The 19,135-nt window shown below is 73.8% G+C and carries 17 protein-coding genes; 4 read left to right on the forward strand and 13 right to left on the reverse strand.

The features are described 5' to 3' along the window. Positions 1-68 precede the first annotated feature (68 nt). Positions 69-704 (forward strand): TetR/AcrR family transcriptional regulator C-terminal domain-containing protein, encoded by a 636-nt coding sequence (locus tag ACGFIM_RS00080; RefSeq protein ID WP_393192108.1) that lies wholly within the window; start codon positions 69-71, stop codon positions 702-704. 59 nt (positions 705-763) lie between these two features. Here the strand turns inward: ACGFIM_RS00080 and ACGFIM_RS00085 are convergent, their stop codons facing one another. The 5 genes from ACGFIM_RS00085 to ACGFIM_RS00105 all read right to left on the reverse strand — a co-directional run bounded on the left by ACGFIM_RS00085 (position 764) and on the right by ACGFIM_RS00105 (position 5,982). Beyond that, positions 764-2,062 (reverse strand): alpha-amylase family protein, encoded by a 1,299-nt coding sequence (locus ACGFIM_RS00085; RefSeq protein ID WP_393192111.1) that lies wholly within the window; start codon positions 2,060-2,062, stop codon positions 764-766. Continuing rightward, positions 2,059-2,550 carry a MarR family winged helix-turn-helix transcriptional regulator gene (locus tag ACGFIM_RS00090; protein ID WP_393192118.1) on the reverse strand — a complete coding sequence of 164 codons (492 nt, stop codon included), beginning with the start codon at positions 2,548-2,550 and terminating at the stop codon, positions 2,059-2,061. The genes ACGFIM_RS00085 and ACGFIM_RS00090 overlap by 4 nt, the downstream gene beginning before the upstream one ends. 286 nt (positions 2,551-2,836) lie before the next feature. Continuing rightward, complete coding sequence (gene dgoD / locus ACGFIM_RS00095; RefSeq protein WP_393192121.1) at positions 2,837-3,982, reverse strand: galactonate dehydratase; 1,146 nt, start codon at positions 3,980-3,982, stop codon at positions 2,837-2,839. A 12-nt stretch (positions 3,983-3,994) separates the two neighbouring features. After that, on the reverse strand, positions 3,995-4,747 hold the full coding sequence (locus ACGFIM_RS00100; RefSeq protein ID WP_393192124.1) for an SDR family NAD(P)-dependent oxidoreductase: 753 nt from the start codon (positions 4,745-4,747) through the stop codon (positions 3,995-3,997). Then, positions 4,744-5,982 (reverse strand): cellulase-like family protein, encoded by a 1,239-nt coding sequence (locus ACGFIM_RS00105; protein WP_393192127.1) that lies wholly within the window; start codon positions 5,980-5,982, stop codon positions 4,744-4,746. The genes ACGFIM_RS00100 and ACGFIM_RS00105 overlap by 4 nt, the downstream gene beginning before the upstream one ends. A gap of 189 nt (positions 5,983-6,171) precedes the next feature. On the opposite strand from ACGFIM_RS00105, the gene ACGFIM_RS00110 reads away from it, so the two are divergent. Then, positions 6,172-6,891: a FadR/GntR family transcriptional regulator gene (locus ACGFIM_RS00110; protein WP_393192130.1), complete on the forward strand. Its 720-nt coding sequence runs from the start codon at positions 6,172-6,174 to the stop codon at positions 6,889-6,891. 5 nt (positions 6,892-6,896) lie between these two features. Here ACGFIM_RS00110 and ACGFIM_RS00115 read toward each other — a convergent pair whose 3' ends face one another. The 7 genes from ACGFIM_RS00115 to ACGFIM_RS00145 form a co-directional block, all read right to left on the reverse strand. Then, the gene (locus ACGFIM_RS00115; protein WP_393192133.1) at positions 6,897-7,529 is read right to left on the reverse strand and encodes a bifunctional 4-hydroxy-2-oxoglutarate aldolase/2-dehydro-3-deoxy-phosphogluconate aldolase; all 633 of its coding nucleotides are present in this window, start codon (positions 7,527-7,529) and stop codon (positions 6,897-6,899) included. Further along, positions 7,526-9,832 carry a beta-galactosidase gene (locus tag ACGFIM_RS00120; RefSeq protein ID WP_393192136.1) on the reverse strand — a complete coding sequence of 769 codons (2,307 nt, stop codon included), beginning with the start codon at positions 9,830-9,832 and terminating at the stop codon, positions 7,526-7,528. The genes ACGFIM_RS00115 and ACGFIM_RS00120 overlap by 4 nt, the downstream gene beginning before the upstream one ends. A gap of 530 nt (positions 9,833-10,362) precedes the next feature. Beyond that, a complete protein-coding gene (locus ACGFIM_RS00125) occupies positions 10,363-11,241 on the reverse strand; it encodes an alpha/beta fold hydrolase (protein WP_393192139.1) in 879 nt (292 codons plus the stop codon). A 3-nt stretch (positions 11,242-11,244) separates the two neighbouring features. Next, positions 11,245-13,929 carry an ATP-binding protein gene (locus tag ACGFIM_RS00130; RefSeq protein WP_393192142.1) on the reverse strand — a complete coding sequence of 895 codons (2,685 nt, stop codon included), beginning with the start codon at positions 13,927-13,929 and terminating at the stop codon, positions 11,245-11,247. A 24-nt stretch (positions 13,930-13,953) separates the two neighbouring features. Next, complete coding sequence (locus ACGFIM_RS00135; protein ID WP_393192145.1) at positions 13,954-14,886, reverse strand: MBL fold metallo-hydrolase; 933 nt, start codon at positions 14,884-14,886, stop codon at positions 13,954-13,956. Between the two features lie 13 nt (positions 14,887-14,899). Next, positions 14,900-15,544 (reverse strand): TetR/AcrR family transcriptional regulator, encoded by a 645-nt coding sequence (locus ACGFIM_RS00140; protein ID WP_393192148.1) that lies wholly within the window; start codon positions 15,542-15,544, stop codon positions 14,900-14,902. Between the two features lie 125 nt (positions 15,545-15,669). Next, on the reverse strand, positions 15,670-16,533 hold the full coding sequence (locus ACGFIM_RS00145) for an NAD(P)H-binding protein (protein ID WP_393192151.1): 864 nt from the start codon (positions 16,531-16,533) through the stop codon (positions 15,670-15,672). A gap of 86 nt (positions 16,534-16,619) precedes the next feature. Between ACGFIM_RS00145 and ACGFIM_RS00150 the strand changes: the two genes are divergently transcribed. Further along, on the forward strand, positions 16,620-17,069 hold the full coding sequence (locus tag ACGFIM_RS00150; RefSeq protein WP_393192154.1) for an Rrf2 family transcriptional regulator: 450 nt from the start codon (positions 16,620-16,622) through the stop codon (positions 17,067-17,069). Here the strand turns inward: ACGFIM_RS00150 and ACGFIM_RS00155 are convergent. Then, complete coding sequence (locus tag ACGFIM_RS00155; protein ID WP_393192157.1) at positions 17,056-18,006, reverse strand: NADP-dependent oxidoreductase; 951 nt, start codon at positions 18,004-18,006, stop codon at positions 17,056-17,058. The two genes, ACGFIM_RS00150 and ACGFIM_RS00155, sit on opposite strands and share 14 nt — an antisense overlap. A gap of 114 nt (positions 18,007-18,120) precedes the next feature. Here ACGFIM_RS00155 and ACGFIM_RS00160 point away from each other — a divergent pair, with 114 nt between their 5' ends. Beyond that, the gene (locus ACGFIM_RS00160) at positions 18,121-19,101 is read left to right on the forward strand and encodes a GlxA family transcriptional regulator (RefSeq protein WP_393192160.1); all 981 of its coding nucleotides are present in this window, start codon (positions 18,121-18,123) and stop codon (positions 19,099-19,101) included. Positions 19,102-19,135: the final 34 nt, after the last annotated feature.

Below are 19,135 nucleotides of genomic sequence, written 5' to 3' on the forward strand. Positions count from 1 at the left end.
GCGCCTCCTGAACTAAGTTCAATTCCGACGGGCACAACGATGCCCTGAACTTTGTTAAGGTGTCAAGCGTGGCGAAGGGCATCACTCGGGAGCGGATCGTGGCGGCGGCCCTCGACCTGCTCAATGACAAGGGAATGGACGCGCTCACGGTCAGGGCGCTCGCGTCCCGGCTCGGCGTGGGGGCTCCCGCGCTGTACTGGCACGTACGCAACAAGCAGGAACTGCTCGACGAGATGGCCACGTTCGTCATCCGCCGGGTGATCGAGGCGCTCGGGAAGATCGATCACGGCGCCGGCTGGCGCGAGGGCCTGGCCGCCTACGCCCGCGTCCTGCGCGCCGAATACCTGCGCCACCGCGACGGCGCGCGCATCTTCAGCGGCACCCGCTACGTCGACCCCGAGGTGGTGCGGCAGAAGGAGTCCTGGCTCGAGCTGCTGACCGGGTCCGGCTTCTCGCTGGCCGACGCGGACGACGCGCTCGATGTGATCACGGCGTTCGTGGTGGGCTTCGTGATCGAGGAGCAGGAGCGGCTGCGGACGGACGACGAGGACGGCGAGCGCTACTCGGCCGAGGAGCGCGACAAGTGGCTGGGGGAGGGCGTCGAGCTGGTCAAGGCCGCCTTCCGCGAGCGCGACGACGGTGACCGGCGCTTCGAACGCCAGCTCGGCGTGGTGCTCGACGGCCTGGAGTCCCGCCTGCGCTGACGGCGATCACGCGCCGCCGGGCGCCGGCGGGTGAGGCGCGGCCTGTGCCGCGCTCGCCGCTACCCCGCCTCCTGCCGCAGGACGGCCCATCCGTGCGCCGGGACCAGGGACGGGTCCGTCATCGGCGCCGAGGACTCGGCCACCGCGAGACCGGCGATGTCGAGGGGAAAGGTGCCGAGGGGGAAGCGGTGAGGCCGGTCGCCGAGGTTGAGCAGCGTCACCAGTCGGCGACCCGCGCCCGCGGACGCCTCGATCGCCGCCGCCGTGTTCGTCAGGTGATGCACGGTGCTGCGGGCGCGGACCAGCCACGGGTGCCTGCGGCGCAGGCCCACCAGCCGCTGGTGCAGCCGGTACGTCGGCCATCCCGCGGCCGCCAGCTCGCCCGGATGCCCGGGAAAGGCCGGGCGGATCGCGTCGTCGCCGCCCGCGCGTTCCTCCTTCACACCGCGGAACGCCTGCTCGTCGCCGTAGTAGAGGCTCGGCAGCCCGCCCACGGTGAGCAGCACGGCCAGCGCGTGGCCCACGTGGCGCTCGTCGTCGAGCCTGCTCGCCAGCCTGGTCACGTCGTGGTTGCCGACGAAGGTGAGCGGCAGGAACGACTCCAGGAAGCGGTTGTGCCGGTCGAGCGCCCACGCCAGCTCGAACAGGTTGCGGTCGTTGAGCGAGCTCCAGATCGCCTTCCACAGCTCGTACTGGGTGACCGAGTCGAGGCCGCTCGCCGCCACGTACGCGGCGTAGTCTCCGTGAATCACCTCGCCGACGAAGCAGGCATCGGGATGGGCCGGGCGTACGCGGTCGAGCGCCCGGCGCCAGAAGGCGGGCGGCACCGCGTAGGCGGCGTCGAGCCGCCAGCCGGCGGCGCCCCGGTCGAGCCAGTGGTTCATCACCCGTACGACGTGGTCGAGCACGTCGGGGGAGTCGTGGTCGAGGCACACCAGGGAGTGGTGGCCCTCGAAGACCTCGTGGCCGCCGTCGCCTGCGGGCCGGAACCAGTGCGCGCAGCCGGGATCGGCGAGCTGCGGGAAGCCCCGGCCCACGTGGTTGAAGACCCCGTCGAGCACGATGCGCAGCCCACGGTCGGCCGCGGCCCGGACGAGCCGGTCGAAGTCGTGCTCGTCGCCGAGCCGTGGATCGATGGCGAAGTGGTCGACGGTGTCGTAACCGTGCGTCTCGGAGGCGAAGATCGGGCCCAGTTGCAGTCCTGAGACGCCCAGTCCGACGGCGTAGTCGAGCCACGCCTCCAGCCGCCGCAGGCGATGGCGCGGCGGTGTGCCGGGAGCCAGGGCCGCGGCCTCGGCGCCGGTGAAGCCGAGCGGGTAGACGTGCCACCAGATCGCGTGGTCCGGCCATGAGGTCATGCGAGCCGCTCCTTCTCCGCGAGCCGGCCGTCCGACGGTCCGCCAGGTCGCGGGCCCGTGGCCGGCCTCCGGTCGTCGGCCAGGGCCGCAAGCAGCCTCGCGGCCAGGCCGATGACCTGGATCTCGGTCTCGTTGAGCCGCTCCATGGCGGCCGCGAGCCAGCGGTCCCTGGCGGCCATGTCGCGCATCAGCAGCTCCCGGCCCGCGCCGGTGAGCTCCAGCACCGACGCGCGCCGGTCGCGCTCGCTCGGGCGGCGCGCGATGAGACCCTCGGACTCGAGCTCGGCGAACACGCGGGTGAGCGATTGCGGCTGCTGGTGCTCGGCGGCGGCGATCTGCGTCGGCGTGCTGGGGCCGTGACGGTACAGCCGGCCGAGGACGCTCACCTTGGTGCTGCTGAGCGCGCCGGCCGGGCGCTCGGCGCGCAACCGCCGGGCCAGGCTCATCACTGCTCGGCGGGTCTCCGCCACCACCTCCAGTCTCTCCACGGAAATACGCTATCACTTACCTTTTCGTGCGCGACGTCGGGCCTGCTGCACCACCACTGCCGGCGATACGAGCCGCCGGGCCTGGGTATGGCCAGCCGAATTTGCGCTTCGGCGAGGTCGGTGGCCGACGCCCAGCGCGCGGTGGCTAGGGGAGCGATTTGTTAAGTAGCGCCTTACTATCTCGCCGGTGAATGGCGCATGCAAAGGACGCCGCGGTCCCGCCGGCCCCGCTCGCGTCATGCTGCCGGAGGCGGCTCCTCGGCAGGCGATGAGCCGGACGGCGGGGTCACCACTCGGCGAAGGAGCCGTCGGCGTGCCGCCACGTCGGGTTGCGCCAGCGGTGGCCGCGCTCGGCCGCCCGCTCCACCTCGGCCTCGTCGATCTCGATGCCGAGCCCGGGCCGGGTGGTGCGGGTGGCGTACCCGCCGGGGAAGGTCAGCGGCTCGCGGTCCACGAGGTAGTCGAGGACGTCGTTGCCCCGGTTGTAGTGGATGCCGACGCTCTGCTCCTGGATGAGGAAGTTCGGGACGGCGAAGGCGAGCTGCAGGCTGGAGGCCAGCGAGATCGGGCCGAGCGGGCAGTGCGGCGCCATGCTGACGTCGTACGTCTCGGCCATCGCCGCGATCCTGCGCACCTCCGAGATGCCGCCCGCGTGGCTGACGTCGGGCTGGGCGACCGCGATGCCGTGCCCGATGACGTCGCGGAAGTCCCACCGCGAGAACAGCCGCTCGCCGGTGGCGAGGGGGATCGAGGTGCTCGCGGCGAGCGCGGAGAGGTTGCGCGAGTGCTCGGGCAGCACCGCCTCCTCCACGAACAGCGGCATGTACGGCTCCAGCAGCGGCAGCAGCCGCCTGGACATGGCGGTGGTGGCCCGCCCGTGCAGGTCCACGACCAGGTCGTTGTGGTCGCCGATGGCCTCGCGTACGGCGGCGACCCGCTGGACGACCTCCATGGTGCGGGCCGGGGTGTCGATGGCGGTCAGCTCGGCCGAGCCGTTCATCTTCACCGCGGTGAACCCGGCCTCGATCTGCGCCTTGGCCTGCTCGGCGACCTCGGACGGGCGGTCGCCGCCGATCCAGGCGTACATGCGGGCCTTGTCCCGCACCGGCCCGCCGAGGAGCTGGTGCACGGGCAGGTCGGCGGACTTGCCGGCGATGTCCCACAGCGCCTGGTCGATGCCGGCGACCGCGCTGGACAGCACTGGCCCGCCCCGGTAGAAGCCGCCCTTGGTGAGCACCTGCCAGTGGTCCTCGATGCGCAGCGGGTCCCGGCCGACGAGGTAGTCGGCGAGCTCGGCGACGGCGGCGCGGACGGTCTCGGCACGGCCTTCGACGATCGGCTCGCCCCAGCCGGTGATGCCCTCGTCGGTGCGGATCCGCAGGAACAGCCAGCGCGGCGGGACGAGGAAGGTGTCCAGAGAAACGATCTTCATGGGGTTCCGTTCCTAAGAGGAGGTGGTGGAGATGCTCCAGCCGCCGTCGACGTTGAGGCAGGCCCCGGTGATGAACGAGGCGTCCGGCGAGGCGAGGAACGCGACCGCCGCGGCCACCTCGTCGGGTGTGCCGAAGCGGCCCGCCGGGGTCTCGGCGAGGGTGGCCTCGCGGCCCGCCTGATCGATGCCGTCCCAGCTGGGGGTCATGATCGGGCCGGGGACGACGGCGTTGACGCGGACGCGCGGCGCGTACTCGACGGCGAGCTGCCTGGCCAGCGACTGCAGTCCGCCCTTGGCGGCGGCGTACGGCGCGCAGCCCGGGATGCCGGTCTGGGCGTGCACCGACGAGGTGATGACCATGGCCCCGGAGGTCTCGGCGAGCAGCGGGCAGAACGTGCGCGCGGCCAGGTAGGCGGCCTTGAGCGAGACGTCGATCTGCAGGTCCCAGTCCGCCTCCGGCATCTCGTGCGCGGGGCGCGGGGGCACCACCCGGCCGGGGCCGTTGGCATGCAGCACGTCCAGGCGGCCGAACCGGTCGCGCACCTCGTCCAGGGCGGCGGCCCAGTCGCCGGGGGAGGCGACGTCCAGGTGCAGGTACGCGGCCCGCTCGCCGATCGCCGCGGCCACCTCGCGGCCGGGCTCGTCGGCGATGTCGGCGAGCAGCACCCGCGCGCCCTCGGCGGCCAGGCGGCGGGCGGTGGCCGCGCCGATGCCCGACGCGGCGCCGGTGACCAGGGCGGCCTTGCCGGTGAAGCGGTCGCTCATCGTCCCTCCGTGAAGATCCGGTTGGCGGTGACCTGCAGCTCGACGTCGTCCCACATCGGGTGGTGCGGGGCGGCGTTCGAGCAGACGACCGTGCCCCACGCGCCGGCGTCCCTGGCGTGGCGTACGGCGTCCAGGCAGATCCCGGCCCCCACCGGCCCCTCCTCGAACGTGCCGCGCAGCGGGGTGTAGCCGACCCAGCCCTCGCCGAACACCAGCGGGAGATCGCGGGCGGCGGCCCAGTCGGCGGCCACCTCGATCCAGAGGCGCAGCTTCTCGTCCATGGCGTGGCGGTAGGCGGCGTACCGGTCGTACAGCCAGCGGTCGAAGCGGGCCGGGTCGCACCAGTCGTGCAGGTAGACCTCGCGTGGCGAGACCACCGTGGCCGCCGTCCGCCACTCCTGCTCGGGCCCCCACGCGGCCAGGTCGGGCGCGTCCGGGCGCAGCAGCTCGCGGCGGGCGCGCTCCTGCGGGAACGGCCGGGAAGGATCGCGCAGCGCGAACGCGCCGACCAGCTCGTCCAGCACCCCGTAGACGTAGGGGTGGAAGACGGCGACGTCGATGTTGGCGGGGACGCCGCGCAGCTCGCCGTGCGGCACGCCCGCGTAGTTGACGGTGGCGGGCACGTCCGGGTGGCGGGACTTGAACGCCTCCAGCGCCTTCTCCAGGTACGGCCGCAGCCCCAGCACGGGCGGCTCGCCCGGCGGCAGCGCCTCGGTCAGCCAGGTCGCCTGGACCTCGTTGTGCAGCTCGACGAACGCGATCTGCTCGCCCAGCCCGTGCCCGGTCACGAAGTCCACCAGGTCGGCGAGGGCCTCGGCCAGCGCGCCCGCCCGCCGCTCGGGCGGCACCGCGCGCAGCGCCTCGTACCAGGCGGGGTCGGCCAGGAAACTCGAGCTCTGCTGGTACTCCCAGGAGGAGACGATCACCTGGCAGCCGTGCCGCCTGGCGGCCTCGAACAGCGCCAGCAGGTGCGCCCGGCCGTCCAGCGTCGCGCTCGCGCGCAGGTCGTACCAGCGGGTGCCGAGGCCGTAGCCGCGGCCGAAGGGGGCGAAGGTCAGCGCGGAGGTGTCCAGCCCCGACCCGAACAGCAGGTACGGCATGGCGCAGATCCGGACCGTGTTGTAGCCGCGCGCCACCGCCTCGCCGAAGGCGCGGTCAAGATCCTCGAACGGCTCGCCGGGCCCGGTTCTTGCGTACCAGGAGAAGTCCCACAGCGTGATGGTCAAAGCGGACAACAGGTCGGCTCCCTCAGGGTCGGCATGTCGAGATGCCCGGAGACGGGACTCGACGAGCAGGATGCCGCCCCGCCTCGCAGGGCGTCAAGAAAAAGTACGATTAATATTCGCACTAGTATGCTCAGTCGCCTCGGGCCTGAGTGATCGTGAGGGCGGTGGCAGGGAGTGCGGGCGTGGCATGATTCCGCCATGACGGAGATCGGGAGATCCGGCGCGCACGACCGGGTGGTCAGCAGCCTCGGCACGGCCATCGTCAACGGCGACCTGCTCCCCGACGACGACCTCGACGTGGCGGAGCTGCAGGAGCGCTTCGCGGTGAGCAGGACCGCCGTACGCGAGGCCCTGCGCGTGCTGGCCGCCAAGGGCCTGGTCGGCGCCCGGCCCCGGCGCGGCACCTTCGTCGCGCCCCGCGAGCAGTGGGCGCTGCTCGACGCCGACGTGCTGCGCTGGCGCTTCGCCGACCGCGTGGACGAGCGGTTCCTCGACGAGCTGGGGGAGGTGCGGCTGACCGTCGAGCCCGCCGTGGCGCGCATGGCCGCCCAGCGCCGCACCGACCGCGACCTCGCCGACCTCGAGGACGCCCTGGCCGCCATGCGCGCGGCCGCGGGCGGGGCCGCCGGCGACCACGTCGAGGCCGACCTGGCCTTCCACCACGCCCTGCTGCGCGCCGCGCACAACGAGCTGATGACGCAGATGGCCAGCGCCATCGAGGCCGGGCTGCGGCTGCGCGACCAGTTCGTGCACACCGCGCTCACCAGCGAGTCCACCGACAAGCACGCCGAGGTGCTGCTCGCCGTCCGCAGGCAGCGGCCGAAGGCGGCCGAGACCGCGATGCGGATGCTCATGGAGCGCTCGATCGCGGACGTCGAGCTGGCCAAGAAGATCCACGGCGAGCAGACCGCCCGCTGACCGGCTCACCCCTCCCGCTCACCGACCAGGTCCACCAGGCGCCGGGCGCGGGCGGCCAGTGCCGTCATGTCGCCGTCCGCGCACGCGTCGCCCAGCAGCGGCGAGCCCATCCCCACCGCGCGCGCCCCGGCCTTCAGGTAGGCGGGCACGTCCTCGATGCCGATGCCGCCCGTCGGCACCAGCGGGATCTGCGGCAGCGGCGCCCGCACGTCCTTGATGTAACCGGGCCCGCCGGCCGCACCGGCGGGGAAGACCTTCACCATGGCGGCGCCCTGCGACCACGCCTGCACGATCTCCGTCGGCGTGAACGCCCCCGGCAGGATGGGCACGCCGAGCCGCCGCCCTTCCGCGATCACCTCGGGCAGCACGGCCGGGGTGATGAGGAAGCCCGCCCCCGCGTCCACGGCCTTGCGCGCAGAGGCGGCGTCGAGCACGGTGCCCGCCCCGACCGCCACGCCCGCAAGCCCGGTGGCCCGGCGGATCGCCTCGGTCGCGCCGGGGGTCGGCATGGTGACCTCCATCGCCCGCACGCCGGACCCGGCCAGGGTCTCCAGCGCCGCGTCGAGGTGGCGGGCCTCGGCGGCCCTGATGATGGCGATGACGGGCAGCTCCGCCAGCGCCTCATCAAGCGTCGTCACGATTCCTCCAAGGTGAGCCTGGGCATGGGGACGAGGCAGGCCGAGCGCAGCTCCAGCACGGAGCCGCCGGGGTAGGCGCCGGGCCGCACCTGCGGCGAGACGTACACGGGAGCGTCCTCGCGCAGCGGCAGCAGCCGGATCTCGACGCCGTGCTCCAGCACCTCGTCGCGGAAGCGGCGCAGCCCGATCTCCCAGGCGGGGCCGTACCAGAACTGGTCGGCCACCAGGCGGCCGCCGATGTAGGCGCGGCCGGCGTCGCCGACCCAGTCGAGCCGCAGCAGCACCTCGTCATCTCCGGTCAAAGCCTCACGCGGGACGGTGACGCGGTAGACGGCGGCCTGCTCGAAGTCGGCGTCGGCCGGCGCGGACGCCCGCCCTGACCTGGGGTCGATGACCGGTGCCCGGGCCGGGCCCGCCTGCCTGATCTCCTCCACCTTGGGCTCGGGCGGCTGACCGGCCGGAGCCGGCGCGGCCAGCAGGCCGAACACGCCGTCCGTCCGCGGCGCCGAGGCGGGCGCGGGGTAGATCCGCACCTCGGACGAGCCACGCCCGTAGACCGTCAGCCGGTCGTCCTCGATCACGACCGGCCGCTCGCTCAGCACCAGCCGGTACGCGCCCCACAGCCGGCCCGCCGCCGCGTTCAGCGCACGATCGGCGTCCAGGACGAGGACGGCCGCACGGCCCCCGGAGGCGTCGCGGATCCGCAGCAGGCATCCGGTGCCGGGCGCGAGATCGGTGACCACGAGGCGGTCGCCGTCGCGCTCCACCGTCGCGGGGCCCTCGACCTCGCTCACGGTGGCGGCGTCGAAGATCAGCTCAACCGGGATGCCCGCCGTCTGACAGAAGACGTGCACCGGCTCGTCGCCCGCCAGCACGCCCATGGGCTGCGCGGTGGCGGTGAGCAGCGTGGCGCCGCCGACCGGGCGGGCCAGCGGCCAGGCGAAGTACGCCCCCGAGGGCACCGTCACCGGCTCGCGCGGCACGACCAGCTCGCGCCCGTCCAGCTCGACCGCGAACCGCACGCCCTCGTGCGCGGGCAGCGTCTCGACCGGCTGGTGGTTGTTGACGAACAGGAAGCCGGAGCGGCCGTCGGAGCGTACGCACCAGCGCAGCGTCCGCCGGTCGGCCGTGTCGGCGGGGGCGCCGGGCGGCATCACCAGCGTCATGCCGGCCAGATCGGGGCCGTCGCTCGCCAGCCACAGGTGCTGCAGGCGCAGGTGCCGATAGGAGTCGCGGACCTGGCCGTACTCGCCGAGCGGCGCCTGGAAGTCGTAGGTGATGACCGGGCAGTCGTTGGGGTAGCCGGTGGCGTGCGACTCCTGCAGCGTGGACAGCTGGCCGATCTTCTGCGACGCCCCGTGGTACATGTAGTAGCCCTGCCACACCGACCCGCTGCCCAGCTTCACCAGCGCCAGCGCGGCGATGTCGGCGGCCTGGACGATCGGCCTGCGGTGGTAGGAGGTGTACATCCCGCCGCCCAGCTCGCAGGTGGCGAACGGGTAGCGCGCGAGGTCGCTCTCGTCCGGCCCGGTCACCGCCGTCGTCCGCAGGTCGGCCCCGATGGAGTCGTCGTCGCGGCCGGGGCCGAAGAAGTAGTGCGCCCTGCTCTGCTGCGGCCAGCCGTCGTGCGCGGTGTCCCACGCCGCCTCCGGGTAGCCGCCGAACAGCGGGATCACCTCGTCCGGCGGCAGCTGCGCGTGCCCCCAGCCGGTCGCCGTCCACAGCGGCGCGTCGATGCCCGCCGCCTTGGCCATGCGCTTGAGCGTGACGAGGTGGCCCGGCCGGTCGTGCAGCTCGTTCTCCACCTGCACCGCCATCACCGGGCCGCCGTGTGCGCGGGTCAGGCCGCTCAGCTGCGCGCCGATCTGCTCGAGCAGCGGGCGGACCAGGTCCAGGTAGCGCGGGTCGTCGGTACGCGGCTCGCAATCCGCCTGCAGCACCCAGTCGGGGAAGCCGCCGTTGCGCGACTCACCGTGCGCCCACGGCCCGATCCGCACCACCACGTCAAGGCCGAGGTCGGCGCAGGTACGGACGAACCGTCGCAGGTCGCGGTCGCCGCTCCAGTCGAAGACGCCGCGCCGCTCCTCGTGCAGGTTCCAGAAGACGTACGTGGCGACGACCGTCACCCCGCCCGCCCGCACCTTCAGCAGCTCCTCCCGCCACTCGGCCGCCGGGTAGCGGGCGTAGTGGAACTCGCCCATGATCGGGAACCACGGCCTGCCGCCCCGGCTCAGGTGGCGGGAGTTGACGGTGATCGCGTCCGGGGCGCCGGGCGGGTCGCCCAGCCGCAGATGACCCTCCATCGGCGGGGGGATCCGGCGCGGGACGCCGAGTCGTCGCAATGCTGCACCTTTCCTCATGGCCGGACGACCGCCGCCGTACGGTACGACGACTGATCGAAAAAATACTACTAGTCGGGCTTGCGGATGTCGGGGGAGTCACGCGGAGGAGCGGGCGCGGCCTTGGTCGCAGGCGGCAGGTGGCGGCGGCGTCACGCCGAGGGACGGGCGGTCACCACCCCGGTCCGCGCGGCGGCTGTGTGGCCGATGCGCCAGCGCCGTGTGCGGGGGCGGCCAGGCAGGCGCCGGCCGCCGCCTGCGCCTGGAGCGCCGGCTCGGGATCGGCTCGGCGACGCGGGTGACGTGGCGGACGTGTGGCGTTCCTCGCCTCCGACGCCGCCCGGTGGGTCACCGGCCAGGTCAGCGACGTCAGCGGCGGGCTCTCCTGGGGCCGCGCATCCCGGTGTGGGCGCCTGGTCGCGCACTCCGGCGTAGGCGGTCCACCCTCGCCGTGAGACCGGCGTAGACGGCCGGCCGTGCGGCCCGTACGTGGTCTACCCGGCCGTGTGCGCGAGGATGGCGTCGGCCAGCTCCTCGTGCACTTCCGGCGGCAGCGTGTGCCCCATGCCCTGCACGATCCTCAGCCGCGCCCCCGGGATCTGCTCGGCGATGATCGCGCCGTGGCCGGGCTTGACGGGTTCGTGGCTGCCCTCGATGACCAGGGTGGGCGCCTTGACCTGGTGGAGCACGCCCACGGGCTCGAAGTCGGGCTTGGCCGCCGCGGCCATCCGGTGGTTGGCGGCCTTGGACAGGTCGCGGGCCCGGTCGTAGACGCGCTCCTGCAGGCGGCGGGCCGCGTCCTCGTCGAACGGCAGCCCCGTGCCGTGCAGCACGCGCTGCTCGGCGATCATGGCGTCGATCTGCGCCCGCCGGTCCACAGGAGGTGGGGCGGCCATCAGCCGGCGGAAGAAGGACACGAACTCGGGCGTCGGCTCCGGCAGGCTGCCCTCGGGCTGCGGCTGTCCCGTCAGCGCCCGCACGAGCACCTCGCCCTCGCCGCCGCCGAGCGGGGAGGAGGAGATCACGGTCAGCGTGCGCACCCGCTCAGGACGTTCCACCGCGATGAGCTGCCCGAGCAGGCCGCCCGCCGAGTGACCCACCAGGTGCGCGCTGTCCAGCCCGTGCCTGTCCATCACGCGGTAGACGTCGTCCTTGATGTCCTCCCACGTGTACGGGGTCGTCTCGAAGTCCACGGTGTCCGACATGCCGGTGTCGCGGTGGTCGTACCGGATGACCCGGCGGCCCCCGGCGGTGAGCCGGCCGACGAACTCGTCAGGCCACAGCACACCCTGCGACATCGAACCCATGATCAACAGGATCGGCTCGTCCGTGGCGGCGCCGAACTCTTCACTCCAGATGTTCACGTTCTGCATGCCTCACAGCTTGCCGCCGCCGCTCACGGGTGCCTTCCGTAGAACTACCAGCCGCGCCAGATCAGTACGGGAGCCGATCCCCAGCTTCGGATACATCTTGTACAGGTGGTATTCGACGGTGCGCGGGCTCAGGAAGAGCCGGGCCGCGATCTCCTTGCTGGACAGCCCGTCCGCGACCAGCTCGGCGATGCGCAGCTCCTGCGGCGTCAGCACGTCCAGCACGCCGGCAGGCGGCGTCTGCCCGGCCTCGCCCGCCGCCCGCAGCTCGTCCTGCGCCCGCCGCGCCCACGGCCGGGCGCCCGCCTGCTCGAACGTCTCCAGCGCCGCCCGCAGATGCGCCCGCGCCTCGCCGGGCCGCTGCGTCCTGCGCAGCCGCTCGCCCAGCAGCAGCGCCGTCCTGGCCGCCTCGAACGGGTTGGTGTGCAGCCGCAGCGCCTCGGCGAAGGCCTCATCGGAGGACTCGGCCAGGCCGCGGCAGCGGGCCAGCAGCGCGCGGGACTCGGCGGTGACGGCGTTCGCCGACCACCGCTCGTACGCGGCCAGCGCCGCCCGCGCGCCCTCCTCGTCGCCCGCGCCCACGGCGGCCTCGATCCGATCCGGGGTCGTCCGCCACACCACGGTCGGATGCCCGGCCCCCGGTCCCGCCGCGACGAGGGCCGTGAACCGGTCGTGCGCCGCCGCGTACCGGCCGAGGCACAGGTCGAGCAGCGCCAGCGCGTACGACGCCACCCCCGCGCGCATCCCCACCCGGTGCGGGATCGCGATGGCCAGTGCCTCGCGGGCCTGCCGCGCGCACAGCTCCTCCTCGCCCCGCAGCGCCGCCACCGCCGCCAGGTTGGCCAGGTGCGCGGCGACGGTGTTCGTGTACCCGGCCTCGCGTGCCAGCTCCAGCCCCTCCTCGGAGAGGGCCTGGCTGCGCGCCAGCCGCCCGGCCAGGCGCTCCGCCGTCGCCGTGAACTCCAGCACGACCGGCAGCTGCCCGCTCATCCCCGACACCCTGGCCACCCGCCCGGCCCGCTCGGCCAGCTCATTGGCCAGGTCGTTCTCGCCCAGGTAGCTGGCCGCGGCCGCCGCCCACAGATGCCCGGCGGCGTCCTCCGGCCCGCCGGTCCGCGACAGTGCCCCTGGCAGGGCCCGCGACAGGGCCCGCCGCAGCAGGCCCGGCCCCTCGGGGTCGCCGGCCAGGGTCAGGCCGATCCCGGCCACCGTGTCGCGCAGGAACCCCTCGGGGTGCGCCGCCGCCCGCCGGCCCAGCTCGGCGATCGCCTTCGTGTCGCCGACGTACGAGGCCGCCTCCACGGCGTCGGCCAGCATGTCCAGGGTGTCGCCCGCCGACAGGATCCGCACGGCCTCGGAGGCGTCGCCGGAGTTCAGCTCGAACCGGCCGCGCAGCCGGGCGATCTCCATGGCGAGGCGCGCGTCGTCCCCGGCGCGCTCGCGGGCCTCGGCCAGCAGCGACTGCGCCTGGCCAGGACGCCCGCCGAGCCAGGCGGCGACGGCGGCGTCCTTCAGCCGTTCGGCGCGCACGCGCGGCTCGGGGGTCAGCTCGGCGGCCCTGGCCAGGGCGGTGGCGGCGGCACCGTACCCGCCGCGCTCGCGCGCCCGCCCGGCGGCGGCCGCCAGCGCGGCGGCGACCTGCTCGTCCTGGCCGAGCGCGGCCCCCGCCAGATGCCAGGCGCGGCGGTCGTCCGAGGCGAGCTCCGCCAGCACGGCATGCACCCGGCGCACGTCGGCGGGTGCGGCCGCCTCGAGGACCGCGGAGCGGACGAGCGGATGCCGGAACCGCACGGCCGCGCCCCGCACCTCGGCCAGCCCGGACTTCTCCAGCTCGGCCAGCGCGGCCTGCCCGCCGGCCAGCCGCTCGGCGGCCCCGAGCACGAGCGGGAGATCGGCTTCGACGGCGGCGATCAGCGCGACGAGACCGGCTTCGGGGGACAGGGCGGCGACCTGGTCGCCGAAGAGGCGCGCGCCGCCGGGCAGCGGGTCGGGCAGCGGCTCGTCCCCGGCGAGCTGCGCCGGCGTCAGGCGGGCGGCGATCTCGTGGAGCGCGAGCGGGTTCCCGCCGGTCAGCGCGACGAGTTCCCGGCGCACCCGGTCGGGCAGCCCACCGTGGCGCTCCCGCAGCAGCTCGTCGGCGGCGGGCTCGGGCAGTCCCCGTACGTCCACCGTCCGCGGCACCCCCTTGACGGGGGCGTCACCACGGACGGCGAACAGCATCGCGATGCGCTCGGTCCCGAGCCGCCTGGCGGCGAACAGCAGCGCGTCGGCCGAGGCCCGGTCGATCCACTGGAAGTCGTCGATCACGCAGATCAGCCCGTCCGGCGCGGCCGCCTCGGCGAGCAGCGACAGCACCCCGGCGCCCACCAGGAACCGGTCGCCCGCGCCGCCCGGCTCCAGCCCCAGGGCCGCGCCCACGGCGAGCCGCTGCGGTTCGGGCAGCGCGCCGAGCGCCCCGATCACCGGCCACAGCACCTGGTGCAGCGCCGCGAACGCGAGGTCGGACTCCGGCTCGACACCCGTGGTCCGCAGCACCCGCATCCCGCCGCCGCGCGCGGCCGCCGCGTCCAGCAGGGCCGTCTTGCCGGTCCCCGCCTCGCCGCGCACGACGATCGCGCCGCCGGAGCCGTCACGTGCCCGGGCGATCACCTCGTCGAGCGCGCCCATCTCCGCAGACCTTCCGTAGAGCACGGGCACCCACTGTAGGGGCGCCCGTCACCTGGTGGGGAAGGCGGCCCACTTGTTGATGGCGAAGCCGTCGCCGTCCCTGCGCGCCTCGGCGGCGCCGTGTCCGGGCCAGTGGGCGGGGAAGATCAGCTCGCGCTGGTCGGCGGCGCGTTCGAGGTAGGCGCGGCGGGTCTTGGCGGCGAGCTGCGGGTCGTCGCAGAAGCAGCTGTTCCAGCGCGGATCGAGGACCTGGACGGGGCTGTGCAGCATGTCGCCGACGAAGACCGCACGGTCGGGGCCCGAGCGCAGGGTGAGCACGGACGAGCCCGGCGTGTGCCCGGGCGCGGGCTCGAGCGTCAGGTTGCCGTCGATGCGGTGGCCGCCCTCCCACAGCACCGCCTGCCCGGCCTCGCGGATGGGCGCGATGCTGTCGTTGTAGACGAGCTTGCCGCCCTCCCAGCGGATGCGTTCGTGCTCGTCGCGCGGCGCCCGGCGCAGGTGGGCGTTCGCCGGGTCGAAGTAGGTGTCGTCGACGCGCGGGATGAGGTACGTGGCGTTCGGGAACGTCGGCCGCCACGCGCCGTCGCGCCACTCGGTGTTCCAGCCGACGTGGTCGTAGTGGATGTGCGTGTTGACGACGACGTCGACGTCCTCCGGCTCGACCCCGGCCGCGCGCAGGCGGTCGAGGAAGTCCGTCTGGAGGTGGGCGAAGAGCGGGATCTGCGGGCGCTCCCTGCCGTTGCCGATCCCGGTGTCCACCAGGATCGTCTTGCCCTCGCTGCGCAGCACCCAGGTCTGGATGTGGCAGAGGTAGGCGTCGTCGGCGGGGTTCCAGAAGTCGGGCGCGAGCCAGTCCTCGTTGCGCCGCCAGGTCTCCTCGTCGCTGTCCGGGACGATGAAGCGGGCGGTGCGGACGGGGCCGGACCACTCGATGACGCGGGTGATCTCGACGTCGCCGAGAACGATCTTGTATGCGGGCATGAAACCGGATCTCCTAAAGCTGCGGGCCAGGCGAGGCGGGGCCGTAGCGGGCCAGGAACGTGCGCACGGCCTCCTCGATCACCACCTCGGCGGACGGCTGGGCGGCGATCTCCTCCTCGAAGGCCATCACCCCGGGCCACACGAGGAACTCCTGCACCAGCCCCATGAACTGGCGGGCCGCGAGGTAGGTGTCCTCGCAGCGCAGGAGGCCGCGCGCGACCAGGTCGTCCAGACAGGCGGTGAACGCCGCCGCCACCGGTCCCTTACCCAGCCGGTAGAACTCGTCCGCGATCCACGGAAGCCGGGCGGACTCGGTGACCACGAGCCGGGCGAAGCGGATCTGGTCGGTCTCGGTGGCAAAGCGCCGCAACGACCGGGCGAACTCCCGCAGGACGTCCTCGGCACTCGCACCCGCATCACACGTGATGCTCTTGCCGTCGAAGGACTCCCAGTGGTAGCGGAGCATCTCGCGGAAGACCGTCTCCTTCGCGCCGAAGCGGTTGTAGACGGTCTGCCGCGAGACGCCGGCCCGCTCGGCGACCCGCTCCACGGTGACGCCGGCGTAGCTGTCGGCCAGGAACAGCTCCTTCGCCGCCGCGAGGATCTTCCCGTCCGATGAAGATCTGCGCCGCCGCGCCTGTGCCGGCCGGTCGATCATGCCGCCGCGCTCCTCACTCGCCTGCCGCTCACTGATTAGACTTTACAGTACAGTCTAAACAACGGCGTGAGCAGCGGGATTCCGCGGGGCCGGGCGGCTCTCCGGCGCGCGCCGGCCCGCAGGCTTCAGGAGCCCTTCAGTGCGGTGCGTACGACGTCCGCCAGCGCCGTCGGCTTCCGCCCGGTGATGTCGAAGACCGCCGAGGTCACGGTGGCGAGGAAGCCGCCCCGCGTCGCCGCGCCGAACGACGCCACCACCCGCGCCGCCTCCTCGGGCACGCCGGCCGCCCGCAGCCCGGCGGCGTACGCGGCGTCGTCGACCTCCACCAGCTCCACGTCCTTGCCGCCGATCTCGCGCGCCAGCGCCACCAGGTCGGCCGCGGTCAGCGCCTCGGGCCCCGTGATGTCGTACGCCTGCCCCTCGTGACCGCCCTTGGTGAGCACCGCCGCGGCCGCCGCCGCGCAGTCCTCGCGGGTCACGTAGGCGACGGCGCCGTCGCCGCCGTTGCTCACCAGCCGGCCCGACGCGATCGCCTGCTGGATGCGGGCCGTCTGCATGTGCGCGTACAGGTTGTTACGCAGGAACGTCCAGCTCATGCCGCTGTCGCGCAGCGCCTGCTCCGTGCCGGCGTGATCGGCGACCACCAGCGCCGGGTTCTCCGGCACCGGCTCGGGGACCGAGGTGTAGATCACGTGCCGCACCCCGGCAGCGGCGGCGGCCTTGACCGCGGCGCGGTGCCCGTCGAGGCGGGCGCCCACCACGTCGGTGGAGATGAGCACCAGCCGCTCGACGCCCGCGAACGCGGTGTCGAGCGAGGCGGGCTCGGCGAAGTCGGCCCGCCGCACCTGGACGCCGCGGGCGGCGAGATCGGCGAGCGCCTCGGGGCGGCGCGTGGTCAGCACGACCTCTCGCGGGTCGGTGGTCTGCAGCACGTACTCGGCGGTGGCGCGGCCCAGGGGGCCCGAGGCGCCCGTGATGGCGATCGTCATCTTCCGATGCTCCTATTCGCAATTGTCAAAGTTACGAATCACTCGTGACTGTAGCCGTAACGGTTGCGATATGACAAGATGGTGGCATGGCACGGTCGAAGAACACGCAATTCGCCGTGGCCGTGCACGTCCTGACCTACCTCGCGGGCCAGACCGACGGCCGCCAGGTCAGCTCCGACGAGCTGTCGGAGAGCACCAACGTCAACCCCGTCTACGTGCGCCGCGTGCTCGGGCCATTGCGCGAGGCCGCGCTGGTGCGCTCGCGCCCCGGCGTCCACGGAGGCTGGGAGCTGGCCGCCGACCCGCGCGACATCACGCTCGCCCAGGTCTGGCGGCTGCTCCAGGGCGACGACCCGGTGCTCGGGCTGCACGGGCCCGATCCGTCGTGCCCGATCGGCCGCAACATCCAGGAGTCGCTGACCTGCCTCGACCAGATGGTGGCCGACGCGGTCGCCGCCGAGCTGGAGCGCTTCACCGTCCTCGACGTGCTGACCAGGGCGCTCACGGACGGGCCCGGCAGCGTCAGCCCACGGTGAGGACGAGCTTGCCGCGGGTGCGGCCGGTCTCGCCGCGCTCGTGCGCCTTGGCGGCCTGCTCCAGCGGGAACGTCTCCTCCACCTCGACCCGGACGTGGCCGGCGTCGATCAGGCCCGCGATCGTGGCGAGCGCGGGACCGTCCGGCTCGACCAGGTACGCGCTGGTGCGCACCCCGGCCTTCTCGGCCGCCTCGGCCAGCTCGGGGGAGACGCCGCCGGGCACGGCCACCAGCAGGCCGCCGCGGCGCAGGGTCCGCAGCGAACGGGTGCTCGTGTCGTCGTGCCCGTCGCCGATCAGGTCGACGACGACGTCCACGTCCTTGACGACCTCCTCGAAACGGGTGGTCGTGTAGTCGACGGTCTCCTCGGCGCCCAGCTCCTTCAGCCACGAGTGGCGGGCGGCGCGGGCCGTGCCGATCACGTGGGCGCCCAGGTGGCGGGCGAACTGCACCGCGAAGTGCCCGACCCCGCCGGCGGCGGCGTGGATCAGCACGCGCTGGCCCTCCCGCACGTGGGCGGTGGCGGTCAGGATCTGCCAGGCGGTCAGCGCGGCCAGCGGCACGGCGGCCGCGTGCGCGTGGTCGAGCGTGGCGGGCTTGCGGGCCCACTGGCGGCTCGGCGCGGTCACGTACTCGGCGTACGCGCCGGCCGCGCGCGGGAACCACGGCATGCCGTAGACCTCGTCGCCGGGCTTGAGCGTGTGCACGCCGAAGCCGACCTTCTCGACGACGCCCGAGACGTCCCAGCCCAGGATCAGCGGGAACGTCTGCAGGCCCGCCATGCCCTGGCCCGCCCGGGTCTTCCAGTCCACCGGGTTGACCCCGGCGGCGTGCACGCGTACCAGGACCTCGGTCGGCAGCGGCTCGGGGCGCTCCACGTCCTCCACGGTCAGCACCTCGGGCCCGCCGAACTCCTTGATCGTGACAGCTCGCATCATGTCCTCCCTCAGGATCCGTGCCGGGAGCGTCGCCCCCCGGCGGTAACCAAGAGTGGCCGAGCGCGGGGGAGCCGTGTGAGTGGCCGGAGGGTCATCTACCGTACTATTCCGGCCATGACGCATCGCGTGGCCGTTCTCGCGCTCGACGGCGTGCTGCCGCTGGATCTGGGCATCCCGGCGCGCGTGTTCAACGAGGCCTGCGAGCCCGACGGAACCCGGCTGTACTCGGTCGCCACCTGCTCCATCGGCGGCGGGCCCGTACGCACCCACGAGGACTACACGATCGTCGTGGACCACGACGAGTCGCTGCTGGAGAGCGCCGACACCGTCGTGATCGCCACGCAGGAGCCCGGCGAGCGGCTGCTCACGACCGGCGAACCGCCCGACGACGTCGCCGCCGCGCTGCGGCGCATCGGGCCGGACACCCGCATCGTCAGCCTGTGCACCTCCGCCTTCCTGCTCGCCGCCGCCGGCCTGCTGGACGGCCGCCGGGCCACCACGCACTGGGCGCTGTGCGACCGGCTGGCCCGGCTGTTCCCCAAGGTCGAGGTCGATCCCAACGTCTTGTTCGTCGACAACGGCCGCATCCTGACCTCCGCCGGCGGCGCGGCCGGCATCGACCTGTGCCTGCACCTGGTCCGCATGGATCACGGGGCGGCGGTCGCCTCGGCCGCCGCGCGGCGCTGCGTGGTCGCGCCCTGGCGCGAGGGCGGGCAGGCGCAGTTCATCGAGCACCCGGTGCCGCGGGACACCGGCCGCTCGACGTCGGCCACCCGGCAGTGGGTGCTGGACAACCTGGCCGAGCCGATCACGCTGGAGGACATGGCCAGGCACGCGAACATGAGCGTGCGCACGTTCACCCGCCGCTTCCGCGGCGAGGTCGGCAGCAGCCCGCAGAAGTGGCTGGCGCAGCGGCGGCTCGCGCACGCGCGCCTGCTGCTGGAGACCACCGACCTGCCGATCGGGCGCATCGCCACCGCCTGCGGCTTCGGCGATCCCGTCGCGCTGCGCAAGCACTTCTACGCGAGCCTCGGCCTGTCCCCGCTGGCCTACCGCCGCGCCCACCGAGCCCCGGCACCGGCGGCCGTGTCGTGACGGCGCCGGCGGGGCCGATGCGTTCAGCGGATGC

This window comes from Nonomuraea sp. NPDC049309, assembly GCF_043196965.1.
Taxonomy (GTDB): domain Bacteria; phylum Actinomycetota; class Actinomycetes; order Streptosporangiales; family Streptosporangiaceae; genus Nonomuraea; species Nonomuraea fastidiosa.

Bases quoted from the DNA above. Each gene is read 5' to 3' on its own strand.
- ACGFIM_RS00085 (WP_393192111.1), bottom strand. From the start codon at position 2,062: ATGACCTCATGGCCGGACCACGCGATCTGGTGGCACGTCTACCCGCTC.
- dgoD (WP_393192121.1), bottom strand. From the start codon at position 3,982: ATGAAGATCGTTTCTCTGGACACCTTCCTCGTCCCGCCGCGCTGGCTG.
- ACGFIM_RS00100 (WP_393192124.1), bottom strand. From the start codon at position 4,747: ATGAGCGACCGCTTCACCGGCAAGGCCGCCCTGGTCACCGGCGCCGCG.
- ACGFIM_RS00110 (WP_393192130.1), top strand. From the start codon at position 6,172: ATGACGGAGATCGGGAGATCCGGCGCGCACGACCGGGTGGTCAGCAGC.
- ACGFIM_RS00120 (WP_393192136.1), bottom strand. From the start codon at position 9,832: ATGGAGGGTCATCTGCGGCTGGGCGACCCGCCCGGCGCCCCGGACGCG.
- ACGFIM_RS00125 (WP_393192139.1), bottom strand. From the start codon at position 11,241: ATGCAGAACGTGAACATCTGGAGTGAAGAGTTCGGCGCCGCCACGGAC.
- ACGFIM_RS00135 (WP_393192145.1), bottom strand. From the start codon at position 14,886: ATGCCCGCATACAAGATCGTTCTCGGCGACGTCGAGATCACCCGCGTC.
- ACGFIM_RS00140 (WP_393192148.1), bottom strand. From the start codon at position 15,544: ATGATCGACCGGCCGGCACAGGCGCGGCGGCGCAGATCTTCATCGGAC.
- ACGFIM_RS00145 (WP_393192151.1), bottom strand. From the start codon at position 16,533: ATGACGATCGCCATCACGGGCGCCTCGGGCCCCCTGGGCCGCGCCACC.
- ACGFIM_RS00150 (WP_393192154.1), top strand. From the start codon at position 16,620: ATGGCACGGTCGAAGAACACGCAATTCGCCGTGGCCGTGCACGTCCTG.
- ACGFIM_RS00155 (WP_393192157.1), bottom strand. From the start codon at position 18,006: ATGATGCGAGCTGTCACGATCAAGGAGTTCGGCGGGCCCGAGGTGCTG.
- ACGFIM_RS00160 (WP_393192160.1), top strand. From the start codon at position 18,121: ATGACGCATCGCGTGGCCGTTCTCGCGCTCGACGGCGTGCTGCCGCTG.